Annotated in this window: 10 protein-coding genes; 6 read left to right on the forward strand and 4 right to left on the reverse strand. The window is 39.2% G+C overall.

What is annotated here, in order from left to right:
- Nucleotides 1-647: 647 nt before the first annotated feature.
- Nucleotides 648-1,178 carry an AAA family ATPase gene (locus tag AW17_RS15425; RefSeq protein ID WP_029277943.1) on the reverse strand — a complete coding sequence of 177 codons (531 nt, stop codon included), beginning with the start codon at nt 1,176-1,178 and terminating at the stop codon, nt 648-650.
- Between the two features lie 435 nt (nt 1,179-1,613).
- On the opposite strand from AW17_RS15425, the gene AW17_RS15430 reads away from it, so the two are divergent.
- Nucleotides 1,614-1,931, forward strand: a complete 318-nt coding sequence (locus AW17_RS15430) for a carboxypeptidase regulatory-like domain-containing protein (RefSeq protein ID WP_029277945.1) — start codon at nt 1,614-1,616, stop codon at nt 1,929-1,931.
- Nucleotides 1,932-2,141: 210 nt separating this feature from the next.
- Nucleotides 2,142-4,979: a carbamoyl-phosphate synthase large subunit gene (gene carB / locus AW17_RS15435; RefSeq protein ID WP_029277947.1), complete on the forward strand. Its 2,838-nt coding sequence runs from the start codon at nt 2,142-2,144 to the stop codon at nt 4,977-4,979.
- A gap of 171 nt (nt 4,980-5,150) precedes the next feature.
- On the opposite strand, the gene AW17_RS15440 is transcribed toward carB, so the two are convergent.
- Nucleotides 5,151-6,458, reverse strand: coding sequence for a M20/M25/M40 family metallo-hydrolase (locus tag AW17_RS15440; protein ID WP_029277949.1), 1,308 nt, complete (start codon nt 6,456-6,458; stop codon nt 5,151-5,153).
- A gap of 156 nt (nt 6,459-6,614) precedes the next feature.
- Nucleotides 6,615-7,742 (reverse strand): DUF4407 domain-containing protein, encoded by a 1,128-nt coding sequence (locus AW17_RS15445; protein WP_029277951.1) that lies wholly within the window; start codon nt 7,740-7,742, stop codon nt 6,615-6,617.
- A gap of 128 nt (nt 7,743-7,870) precedes the next feature.
- Between AW17_RS15445 and AW17_RS15450 the strand changes: the two genes are divergently transcribed.
- Complete coding sequence (locus tag AW17_RS15450; RefSeq protein WP_029277953.1) at nt 7,871-8,188, forward strand: rhodanese-like domain-containing protein; 318 nt, start codon at nt 7,871-7,873, stop codon at nt 8,186-8,188.
- A 101-nt stretch (nt 8,189-8,289) separates the two neighbouring features.
- Nucleotides 8,290-8,487: a DUF6358 family protein gene (locus AW17_RS15455; protein ID WP_029277955.1), complete on the forward strand. Its 198-nt coding sequence runs from the start codon at nt 8,290-8,292 to the stop codon at nt 8,485-8,487.
- A gap of 138 nt (nt 8,488-8,625) precedes the next feature.
- Here the strand turns inward: AW17_RS15455 and AW17_RS15460 are convergent, their stop codons facing one another.
- Nucleotides 8,626-9,657 (reverse strand): dipeptide epimerase, encoded by a 1,032-nt coding sequence (locus AW17_RS15460; protein WP_036670120.1) that lies wholly within the window; start codon nt 9,655-9,657, stop codon nt 8,626-8,628.
- Between the two features lie 80 nt (nt 9,658-9,737).
- Here AW17_RS15460 and AW17_RS15465 point away from each other — a divergent pair, with 80 nt between their 5' ends.
- On the forward strand, nt 9,738-10,874 hold the full coding sequence (locus AW17_RS15465; RefSeq protein WP_029277959.1) for a hypothetical protein: 1,137 nt from the start codon (nt 9,738-9,740) through the stop codon (nt 10,872-10,874).
- Between the two features lie 513 nt (nt 10,875-11,387).
- Complete coding sequence (locus AW17_RS15470) at nt 11,388-12,371, forward strand: hypothetical protein (protein WP_029277961.1); 984 nt, start codon at nt 11,388-11,390, stop codon at nt 12,369-12,371.
- Nucleotides 12,372-12,450: the final 79 nt, after the last annotated feature.

Raw genomic sequence — 12,450 nt, forward strand, 5'->3', positions numbered from 1 at the left:
TGAGTATAATTAATGCCGTCAGAAACAAAATAGCATTGAGAGTTGCAGCAGTTATAAAAAATCAGGCCAGCTACAAAAATAACTATAATATAGCTGCTTAAAATTTGTTTTTATCATAACAATCATCTCGACCGAAGCACCACGTAGTGTTCCAAAGGAACTCCTTTGGAACACTACGGTCGAAATGACGATACTTCTAATCGACTCAACTCTTTAAAATTCTCCTGTCATTAATTTTTATACAATAAATTAGTCCTTATGGTGACATCTTTTGCAATTTATCCCACTAACTTAATGGCAACTACCCATATAAAACTACCACCCCGTCCTCTGCTGCATATGAAGATTGTTCGTCCCATCGGGACGACTCCTAGGTAGAAAAAAATGTTTTATTTTTTCGTTCCGTAGGAACGTTTCGTGTTTTAGGCACCACGGTAACAAACCCCTGTACCTAAACCCGACAGCAGCGGCAGCCTCCGATTTTTTTCTATCGGAGCTATAGCGGATGGCGGGACTACAGTACCTATGAAATACTAACCTTTCATTTCCTAAAAAAACCATTTTATTATTAATGGGAAATGAGCGGTTCCGAGCTTTTGGCAATTTCAAAACAAAGTCATCAATTTAATCCAGAAGCATCTATTTTCTTATATACCAAGAAAATCGTTTACTGCCTTAATTGCATTTTCGAACCTTTCATCACCCAATCCACCAATTACCTTATAATTCGCATTTAGTGCTTTCAGTTCATTATGCCAAACCTGCATAAAATATTCGCGCTTATCGGGGAAATCGCGCAGCGGATCATCTTGCCAAGGCAAATCGATGTCCATTAACAGATATAGATCGTACGGTCTCTTAGGCAGTGCATCCAGCACTAGCTGTGGTGTTTCACCTAATACTTCATCGCTCCAGATCTTTACCGTAATAAAAGTTGTATCACAAATAATAAAATCGTTTTCGGTAGTTACTAAAATGGCATCCTCTAAAGCTACCTGCCCATAATACATGTTCACTTCATCTTGCAGGGTATAATCGGCAACCAGGTTTTCGCAGTAATAGCGGGCATACTCTGGCACCCACGAAACTTTATAATATTTTGCCAGCAATTGAGATATAGTAGATTTTCCCGTACTTTCCGGGCCAACAATAGCGATCTTTTTAATTTTTTTATTCACGATATGTTTTCTGAATACGGTCAAATGTAATGGAAAAAGCCTTAAAAGAAAAAATCCGGTTGAGGAGGGCTCCTCTAACCGGATAATAAACCAAACAAACTATTTATGAAGAAATCCTCATGGCGGGTAACTAATCCGCGGAGGAAGCTTTAGATCATTGTCTAAAGTATATACAAAACGCATATATGTTCTGCTTATTACAACATTATTGCCAATATTTCTAATATCACAACTTCGTGACTTAATTCTGACGCGTAGGGCCACTTTTACGAAATTCTTTTAACACTAATTAACATTTACAATAAAACCGTATATTTGATTTTGACAGCCATGTATAATTTATAGTACAATCTAAAAATTAGTGTTCATTATTTAAAACTATTTGTACTAAATGGTGTTATTTATTTAAGACATCAACAACTAAAACGTTATACCATGAAAAAGTTATGTGTTGTATTATCTCAGCTCATTGTATTTGCTTTGGGTTCAATTGCCTTTACAAATATTAAATTGGGTGGAATAATCGGAAAAATTACACCGGGTGACGCGGCTTCTGCTGTTTCGCTTGTAGCGGCGACAGACACGCTAAAAGCGCAGATTAGCCAAGGTGTTTTTACTTTTACTAACCTCAAAGAAGGCGTTTATACCGTTGTGGTAAAAGCCAATGCACCATACAAAGATGCTGTTATAGAAAAGGTTGCCGTGAAAGATAGCGCCACCACAGATTTAGGCGAAATTAAATTACAGCAATAGTTCATTTCGCAAAAGAAAAATCTAAAAAGAGCACTTAAATAGTGCTCTTTTTTATTTTAAAAAAAACGCCTAAAAATCATGCTAAAGATGTATCTTTGCATCCCGACAGAACAGTTGGGATTTTTCTTCTTACAAGCACAAAATCTCGTTGCTTTCAGGGTTTCAAAAGAACCAACACTTTAGAATTTTAATTATTGTTTAAGCTTTATCATGCCTAAAGACACTTCCATACGCTCAGTACTGATTATCGGATCTGGACCAATTATTATTGGCCAAGCCTGTGAATTTGATTACTCGGGTTCGCAAGCGGCTCTTTCTTTAAAAGAAGAAGGGATTACCGTTTCCATTATCAACTCTAATCCGGCTACAATTATGACGGATAAGGTTATCGGCGACCATGTTTATTTGCGCCCGTTAACTGTTGATTCAATAGAGGTTATTTTACAAGAGCACATCGACTCTGCAGATTTACCTAGAATTGATGCGGTACTTCCTACCATGGGCGGCCAAACTGCATTAAACCTTTGTAAAGAAGCTGAAGAACGTGGTGTTTGGGAAAAATATGGTGTAAAAGTAGTCGGTGTAGATGTTGCTGCAATCGAAAAAACCGAAAACCGCGAAGCTTTCCGCCAGTTAATGGTTGATATCGGTGTAGGTGTTGCAGAATCGAGAATTGCCAACTCATTTTTAGAAGGTAAAGAAGCAGCACAAGAAATCGGTTACCCATTGGTAATCCGCCCATCATATACCTTAGGTGGTTCTGGTGGTGGTTTCGTACACAAGAAAGAAGAGTTCGATGCCGCTTTAAAACGTGGTTTAGAGGCTTCGCCAACACATGAAGTATTAGTAGAGAAAGCTGTGTTAGGCTGGAAAGAATATGAGTTAGAGTTGTTAAGAGACAGCAACGATAACGTAATCATTATCTGTTCGATCGAAAACTTCGATCCGATGGGTATCCACACAGGAGATTCGATTACTGTTGCTCCGGCAATGACCTTATCTGATCGTTGTTACCAGGATATGCGTAACCAGGCGATCAAAATGATGCGTGCAATCGGTAACTTCGCTGGCGGCTGTAACGTTCAGTTTTCGGTTAACCCGGCAAACGATGAAATTATCGCCATCGAAATTAACCCACGTGTATCACGTTCATCAGCTTTGGCAAGTAAAGCAACTGGTTATCCAATTGCAAAAATTGCAGCAAAACTGGCAATCGGTTACAACCTGGATGAAATTGAAAACCAGATTACCAAAACCACTTCAGCATATTTCGAGCCTACATTAGATTACGTAATCGTAAAGATACCTCGCTGGAACTTCGATAAATTTAAAGGCGCTAACAAAGAGCTTGGTTTACAGATGAAATCGGTTGGTGAAGTAATGGCAATTGGCCGTACTTTTATCGAAGCTTTGCAAAAAGCTTGTCAGAGTTTAGAGATCAACCGCGCTGGTTTAGGTGCTGATGGCAGACAGGTGCGCAATATTGAAGAGATTATGGACGGTTTGGAGCACGCTTCATGGAACCGTTTGTTCTTAATAAAAGATGCCATGGCAATGGGTGTACCTTTGGAGTCTATCCGTAAGGTAACCAAAATTGACAAATGGTTCTTAAACCAGATCCAGGAGCTTGTATTGCTTGAAACTGAACTAAAAAGATATTCACTAAACAATATCCCTCAAGATTTCTTCGTAACGCTTAAACAAAAAGGATTCTCTGATATCCAGATCGCCTGGTTGTTAGGCAATGTTACTGAAGATGAAGTTTACGATCGCCGTAAAGCTTTAGGTATAAACAGGGTATATAAAATGGTTGATACCTGCGCTGCGGAGTTCCCGGCCAAAACACCATACTACTACTCTACTTTCGAAGAGGAAAACGAATCTGTTCCATCTGACAAGAAAAAGGTAATTGTATTGGGTTCAGGTCCTAACCGCATCGGTCAGGGTATCGAATTCGATTACTCTTGTGTGCACGGTTTATTGGCAGCTAAAGAAACAGGTTTTGAGGCCATCATGATTAACTGTAACCCTGAAACAGTTTCAACAGACTTTAACATGGCCGATAAATTATATTTCGAGCCGGTTTTCTGGGAACATGTTCGCGAAATTATCGAGCTGGAAAAACCAGTGGGCGTTATCGTTCAATTGGGTGGACAGACAGCTTTGAAAATGGCTGAGAAGTTAACTGAAAAAGGCATCAAAATTATCGGAACATCTTTCGAGAATATGGACATTGCCGAAGACCGTGGCCGTTTCTCAGACCTGTTGAAAGAATTAGATATTCCTTATCCAAAATATGGTGTTGCAGAGAATGCTGAAGAAGCAATCGTTGTAGCAAACGAAGTAGGTTATCCTGTATTGGTCCGTCCGAGTTATGTACTGGGTGGACAAGGTATGAGCATTGTAATCAACGATGAAGACCTGGAAAAAGCAGTAGTAAAGTTATTGGGCGATTTACCGGGCAACCGTGTATTGATCGATCACTTTTTAGATAGGGCAGAAGAGGCAGAATCTGATTCGATTTCTGACGGTGAGGATGTACACATTGTGGGTATGATGGAGCACATCGAGCCTGCAGGTATCCACTCAGGAGATTCATTTGCCGTATTACCTACATTCAGCTTATCAGAAACGGTAACTAAAGCAATGGAAGAATACTCGATCAAAATTGCAAAAGCATTAGATGTACGTGGTTTATTAAACATTCAGTTCGCCATTAAGGATGAGAAAGTTTATGTAATCGAGGCAAACCCAAGGGCATCACGTACGGTTCCTTTCATTGCAAAAGCTTACGATGTTCCATACATTAACATCGCAGCTAAAATTATGTTGGGTGTAGCGAAGCTGAAAGATTTTACCATTGTTCGTAAGCTTAAAGGTTATGCCATTAAAGAGCCGGTTTTCTCTTACGAGAAATTCCCGGAGGTAGCGAAAGAATTAGGTCCTGAAATGAAATCTACCGGTGAGGCGATCCGTTTCATCAAAGATTTAGAAGATCCTTACTTCCGCAAGCTTTACAAAGACAAATCAATGTATTTGAGTAAGTAATTCCATACGAAGACTTATAAAATAGCAATGGCCAGTGATGATTTCACTGGCCATTTTTATTGTAGTTGTATTGGGCGGCTCGTCATTCCCAACTTGATTGGGAATCTTAAAGCCTACTGCATTACGATTCCCGCCTGCGCGGGAATGACGACCGTTTTATAACTACCCCTTTTATTGTTTCAACTTCGGAATCCTCGTTGGGGTATCCGTTCCGTTTACAATGGTAATTGCGCTCTTTGCGATCGCTTTGATGGTAGAAAGGATATTTTCTACGTCCAAAGAGCTGTATTCGTCTTTCACACTGTGGTATAATTTATCAATATCAATTTTATCGGTACTAATGGTATGTGCCGGAACGCCTAAAGCAGCTAAAGTTGCGTTATCACTTCTATAAAATAAGTTTTGATCTGGATATGGGTCTGGATGGAAAGTAAATTCGGTCCCAGCTAAATTTTTCTGCAAAATCTTCCCAAAATCAGATCTTTCATAACCGGTAATAAATGCGGTATTCTTGCCAAATTTCGAATCCTTACCAATCATCTCAATATTGAACATGGCTACTACATCATCAGGATTTAGTTTTTCTGAGAAATATTTTGCACCGAAACCACCGATCTCTTCAGCGGTAAAGGCAACAAAGATTAAAGTACGCTCATTGTTTTTCTGTGCTTTGTAATACTTGGCAAGGGCAATCATAGCGGTTGTGCCTGAAGCATCATCATCTGCACCATTTGCAATACTATCCCCATCAACACTTTTTAAAAAGCCTAAATGATCATAATGGCCTGAGAAAACCACAATTTCTTTTGCTTTTGATTTACCTGGAATTACCCCTGCAACATTAAATAAAGGCATTTTATCTACCTTACTTTTAAATGTTGCAGAAAAATCTGCTGCGGCATCTTTACCCAAAACAAAAACCTGCACAGCGCTTGTAGTTGCTTTAACATCTTTCTCATCAACAGTTGCCGGTTTTCCGAAGTAACTTCTATAGCGGTTAAACAGATCAGCAAATTTATTGTCGACCAGAATAATCTGATTTTTTTGAGCGCCCATCATTGCTCTTAACTGAGGCACAAATGCTTTTTCGGGATCCAATTTAACAACAGTGGTATTCGATTTATCTAGCGTAACACTTTCTGAAGTTACACCCGAAACAATTAAATTTTCTGGCGCAACTTCCTGTCCATCTATTTTAACTCTCGTACTTTGATTGGTAACCTGATATTTGTTAAAGGTTTGACGGAAAGTTTTCTCTCCAGGCAAAGGCATTAAACCAATCTTTTTAAATTCAGATTCGATAAAAGTGGCCGCTTTATCAATACCCGGCGTAAAGGTTGCACGCCCCTGCATATCATCGGCACTTAAGGTTTTAATCAAGTGATCGGTGTATTCGCGGGTGATGATTTTATCTATGTTTTGCGCTTTAAGCTGCAAACTTGCCATCCCGACAAGCGTAAAAAAAAATATTTTCTTCATATAATAAGTTATAATGGGTTCAATTTAGGAAAAATTAAGGTTTTTGATCGGTAGTTCTGTCATTTTTTGCTTGAGAGTTTGTTGGTTGATAGTTTAACAGTCCATATTTGAACCATCTGACCATGAACCATTTTCCCTCTTACATTTTACCTTCAGTTACCCCTCGCTGTCCCAATCGTGTTTTTCGAGATCGCGGTAAGCTTTTCCTTTTATAATTTCCTTCTTTTTAGATGATTCGGAATCGACTCTCGTTTCATGAATATTATCGGCTACTTCAAAATGGAAATCCTTGTCTTTTTTCGAATGATAAATCGATACCTCATCCCCATCCGCTATAGCATAATCATAAGGTCCTCTTGCACTCATCAGTTTTACAAACACCGGCAAACATTCAAAAAAGATAAACAGCAGCCCTATAAAAGTAACCGCAATTGCCGTATTGTTATCCCGTGTGCCATCTACATTAAATTTAAGTTGCCCCAATGCCCAGTTGCGGTCGGCAAAACCAGCAATATCCGATAAACTGTCTAACTGTTTTTTAGTGTACAGTTTTTCGGTAAACAGCCCATCAAACTCTTTGCGTTTATCTACAAAGCCTTCCGATTTATTGATGGTGGCTTTTAGCGAATCTAATTCGGCCGTGCGTTGTGCAATTTCGGCTTCCTTACGTTTGGCATAAGGCCCGTAGCCCATCACCCCAGATGTTTCGGTAGTTTTGTTTCCAAAAATCTCGAAATTAAGCTTTTGTCTATCCGCTTTAATTCCTTTTTCAAGTGAATCTCTGGTAGCTTTCTGTTGATTTAATCTGCCAAATTCTACCTGATATTTTTTCTCAAAGGCTTTGTTCAAGGTATCAATTTTAGAACGCTGACCATTTAGGTAACTTACTTTTAGGCGTTCTTTAATTTCTTTATCGAAAATTTTAAGCTCTATTGGTCTCGAAATTACCATACCAATCATAATGGCCAACAGAATACGCGGTGTAGCCTGTAACAACTGTTTATTGGTACTTGCACTTTTATTAATACTCGATACAATATAACGGTCCATATTAAAGATGGCCGCCCCCCATAAAAAGCCGAAAATAATGGCAAAAATTACGGCCAGATCATCCCCCTTAAACACAAAATACATGGCATAACCTCCCGAAAGGGCCGCAAATAATCCGGTAAAAAAGATGGTGGCGCCAATGCCTGTATATTTATTTTGTTCTGAAGGATACTTTTCCAGTGTCGGGATATGAGCGCCAGAGCAAAACCAAAAGAAACGGTTCAGTTTGTCCATTTGTAACTATTTATAATTAAACGCCTAAGGGTTAAAGTTGTTACAGTTGCACACAAAATTTTATGGCATTTTTTTGATAGGGAGGGTAAAGTTGATTTTCCTATATTTGCATAAATACATTTAATAAAATGAAAGAAATATCGGTACAAGAACTAAAAGAGAAAATCGATAACAAAGAAGATTTTCAATTGATTGATGTTCGTGAAACATTCGAATACGAGGTTTCCAATCTTGAAGGCGAGAATATCCCTTTGGGTGGAATTTTAATTGAGGCTGATAAGGTTGCGAAAGATAAGCCGGTAATTATTCAGTGCCGCAGTGGAAAAAGAAGCGCAGCAGCAGTAATGCAGTTGGAGCAACAATACGGATTTGACAATCTTTATAACTTAAAAGGCGGTATTTTAGCTTGGCAAGAAGCTTTTGATCCGAGCATGCCTGTATATTAAAATAATTTATGAATTTTGAATGAGAGAATGATTGAATTAATTTAAGTTAATTACATTCACTCATTCAAAACTCGCTCGTTCTATCATTCAATCCTTCTATCGTGGGTAAAAAATTTGCTTTAAATATCTTCTATAACCTGGCCATTATCCTTTCTATTTTCGGATTGGTTTGGTGTTATAACAATGCTAAATATCTTCCAGCTGGCTTTTTGGTAGGCACAACGGCCTGTTTGTTCTACTTTAAGTATCAACTTACCAAAGACATCAGAAAAAGCTTTAAAGAAAAAGATCAGAAGTAGCAATTTAATGATAGAATTAGTGGGTCTTGAATGAGTGAATATTATGATATAACGCCTATTCAAAATGCTGCTATCATTTCCTCGCTCAGACGCTTCAATCATTCTATAATGCTGTCATCCAATCATTTCTACTCTGCTTTAAAGAAAAAGATCAGAAGTAATGCCTGTTAAGCCTAAACCGGGCAGATCTTTTAAAATATACTTGCCGTTTTCGAAAGCTGGATCAGTAAAGGGGTTATTCTTGGTGAGCCATGGCCCATCCAAATCGGCCCAATTACATAAGGGTGCCAAAGCAGCCGCAGCTAAAGTGGCGCAACTGGTTTCGCTCATACAGCCAATCAGCACTTTCATCCCAAAAGAACGGGCTTTCAAAATCATCTGATGCCCTTCGTACATGCCACAGCTTTTCATCAGTTTTACGTTAATGCCATGGTAAGCGCCTTTCAGTTTGTCCATGTCGGCTAAACGCTGTACAGCTTCATCAGCCAACAGCGGGATTGGGCTGCGCTCGGTTAGCCAGGCGTTTCCATCGAGGTTGTTTTTATCCATAGGCTGCTCGATTAACACCACGCCCTGGTTATGCAGCCAATAAATTAAATCGATCGCTTTAATTTTATCTGCCCAACCTTGGTTCGCGTCCACATATAAGGGTACACTGGTCATGCTCCTGATCGTTTCGATAATTTCCTGATCGTTATCCCTCCCCAGTTTAACTTTGATCACTTTAAAAGCCTCAGCATCTTTCAGTTTTTCGCGGATTACCTCAGGCGTATCAATTCCAATGGTGTAGGAAGTTACCGGCATGTTAGCAGGATCTGCGCCATAAATTTCATAACAGGGTTTATTTAACAGCTTTCCCTGAATATCGTTAAGCGCAATATCTATCGCCGCTTTAATGGCTGGCTGGCCTGGAGCGAGGCTGTCCAGATAGGTAATCATTTCTTTGAAATCGAACGGATACTGGATTTTATCCCAATCTACAAGGCTAAGAAAAGCCGCTGTGCTTTCGCAGCTCTCACCCATATAAGGTACCATAGAAGCCTCACCATAACCTGTTACACCTTCATATTCTATCTTTAACAGCATTAAGGGGGTGCTGGTACGGGTAAATTTCGAGATCGAAAAAGGATGTTTTAATTCTAATTCAAATTGTCTGCAACTAATCTTCATTATCAATCGTCTTCTAAATAAATAAGGTAATTATCGCTTTGCAAATTATCTTTGTTTTTATTAACGCAACTACCACTGCCATGAAAAACATTTCAAGATTACGGTATTTTATTTATTTATCCCTAATAATTATTGCGGGATGTACCACAGGAAAAAAAGCCTTACAAAAGGGTGATTATGATGCTTCGGTTGCCAAAGCAGTAAGCAGGCTGCAAAACTCACCAAAAAATAGTGAGGCTATGGAAGTGCTAAAAACAGCATACGATTTAGCGCTGCAGGACCATCTGCGAAAAATTGAAGAAGCTAAAATGTCTAACGATTTATTCAGGTGGGAATCGGTGATGTACGATTATCAAAAAATCAATCAATTGGCTGATGAGATCAATAGCTGCCCAGCCTGTTTAACGGTTGTTCCAGGTCCGACAAAATACATCAATGAACTTGCTGATAGTAAATACAATGCAGCTGCCACAAGATATAACTCAGGTTTAGGTTATTTGAGAGAAAACAACCGCCAGTCGGCAAAAAAGGCATACTACGAATTTGAGAAAACACAAAATCTTCAGCCAAATTATAAAGATGCCAAAGCCAAAATGGAGGATGCTTATTGGGCAGCGGTAACCAGGGTTGTTGTTCAGCCGATTATTGTAAACAGCGGCATGTACAAATTAAGCGCTGATTATTTTCAGCAGCAGATCGATCAGTTTATTGGAAATTACTCGAGAAATAAGTTTGTGATTTTTTATAGCGAGGCTCAGGCTACCGACCAAAAAATTATTCCCGATCAGGTATTGAGTTTAAACTTTGATGATTTTGTGGTCGGTCAAACCTATGTAAAAGAAAGGGTAGAAAAGTTGAAACGCGACAGTGTGGTAATCGGCGAAACCCGTGGAAAAAAACCAATTTACGGTACAGTAAAAGCCACCTTAAGTATTTTCGAAAAGAACATCTCTTCATCGGGATTATTGGATATGAGCATTACCGATTGGAGCACAAAAAAACTGGTACGCCAGCAGAAATTCCCAGGAACTTATGTATGGAGAGATAATTGGGCAACCTATAAAGGTGATGATAGAGCGCTGAGTAAACAACAATTGGCCATTACCAGAAGGAGGGAACAACTGCCTCCACCACCAAGTGCTTTGTTTTTAGAATTTACCAAACCCATTTACAGCCAGCTGGTTGATGATATCAGTTATTATTACAACAACTACTAACTTAACCACCCCCGGCCCCTCCTTGAAAAGGAGGGGAGTCAGCTCCTTACACTTAATAGATTTGGTAATAGCAATATCTCTCGTTGAGGTTGCTTCATATAAGCGTTCCACCTCAAACGCAATCATGTTGTCCAAAGGACTCCTACGGAGAGCCTGTCGAAACACCTTAAAGCGTATTTAAGCAGGTCCGACGACAAGCTACTATAGACAGAATCCATCAGTAGGCCGTCATTCCCGCGCAAGCGGGAACCACGCAGTGCTCAGCGAAGCTAATCTTAAAGTGCTTGCATTACGATTCCCAATCAAGTTGGGAATGACGATTCCTCGCAGCCTATGATTCGCTAAAAAATCCGTCATTAATATTGATTTTTATTCAATAAATTAACCTCAGGATAACAAATCTATATTTATGATACAACCCCTGCTCGGTAATAGGGAACGCAAACCTTAAACAGGCTAAGGTTGTAATCCCTGCGTTAAAATAAAATATCGTTACAAAGCCCTAAAAATATAATGGCTAATATTGCAGTGATGAATACCGGCTTATACAATCCCTTCCAAAACTTCGATTTTTTATACAAAATCTGCTTCCTAAGCGGCAAAACTTTTAATTCGCCTGTTGTTCAGGTGCCGTTAATTCCAAAATGGTTGTTAACACAGGCTGGTTTAAGCGGCGAAGAGCAGATCCAGTTTTTGGATGAGAGTATCCGTTCGTACAACACCTTGGTTATCCCGGTAAACAGTGAGGTAAACGAGCAGTTTTTAACCCCGCTTGAACACAAGATCGAAGCAGCATTTGCAACAGGGTACGATGCCGTTTCTGCATTACCCGAACTGGATCTTTTTAACTGGATCGGCAAGTTTTTATATGGCTTCGTCTATATCGAAATGCATTCGGCTTTGCGTAAAGAAATGACTGCCGATGGTTTAAATATGTCGCAATCGCTAATGATGAAATTTGCCAATCTGAATTTCATGATGCAGAACCTGTATACCAGTCTGGAGTTTGAAGATTTTTCACCATGGTCTATCACGGTAGTGAAATTAGAAAACGGAGAAACACCGTTCAGTTTCCGTGATGAGATAAACACTTTAACCTTCTCGTTAAAAATGAAAGATTTTGGGATCATCGCCTGTTTACAGGATAATGGTACCAATAAACGCTATCATCAGGATATCATCAACGGAATAAAAGGAAAAGCGCTAACAGCCGAACAATTTGAAGAGCTAAGTGCGCGTTTTTATTATTCTGCCTATCTGTTTAACCGTTTACCCGAGTATACTTTTATGCTTGTAGAAGGCACCACCTATATCGAAGCTATGCCTTTACGCGGCAACATGACCAAACCCCTTTTTGATGTTTGGCAACATAAAGTATATGCACAGGTATTAGAAAACTTCTGGAAACCCTGGGGTTATGTGGTATTCGAGATTATTAAAAACCCTGATGAGCCGATGAGTTTCTTCGAGAAGCCTTATTTGCCTACTGCGGGGTAGGCTTTTTTATCATTAAGAAATTAAGAGCATTAAGAAAAGGTAGTAGCTTAATTATCTTAACGGCTTAATGTTATGCCTA

This window comes from Pedobacter borealis DSM 19626, from assembly GCF_000708285.2.
Lineage (GTDB): Bacteria > Bacteroidota > Bacteroidia > Sphingobacteriales > Sphingobacteriaceae > Pedobacter > Pedobacter borealis.

Coding starts and splice junctions, on each gene's coding strand:
- AW17_RS15465 (WP_029277959.1), top strand. CDS start 9,738: ATGAAAAACATTTCAAGATTACGGTATTTTATTTATTTATCCCTAATA.
- AW17_RS15450 (WP_029277953.1), top strand. CDS start 7,871: ATGAAAGAAATATCGGTACAAGAACTAAAAGAGAAAATCGATAACAAA.
- AW17_RS15470 (WP_029277961.1), top strand. CDS start 11,388: ATGGCTAATATTGCAGTGATGAATACCGGCTTATACAATCCCTTCCAA.
- AW17_RS15430 (WP_029277945.1), top strand. CDS start 1,614: ATGAAAAAGTTATGTGTTGTATTATCTCAGCTCATTGTATTTGCTTTG.
- AW17_RS15440 (WP_029277949.1), bottom strand. CDS start 6,458: ATGAAGAAAATATTTTTTTTTACGCTTGTCGGGATGGCAAGTTTGCAG.
- AW17_RS15445 (WP_029277951.1), bottom strand. CDS start 7,742: ATGGACAAACTGAACCGTTTCTTTTGGTTTTGCTCTGGCGCTCATATC.
- carB (WP_029277947.1), top strand. CDS start 2,142: ATGCCTAAAGACACTTCCATACGCTCAGTACTGATTATCGGATCTGGA.
- AW17_RS15460 (WP_036670120.1), bottom strand. CDS start 9,657: ATGAAGATTAGTTGCAGACAATTTGAATTAGAATTAAAACATCCTTTT.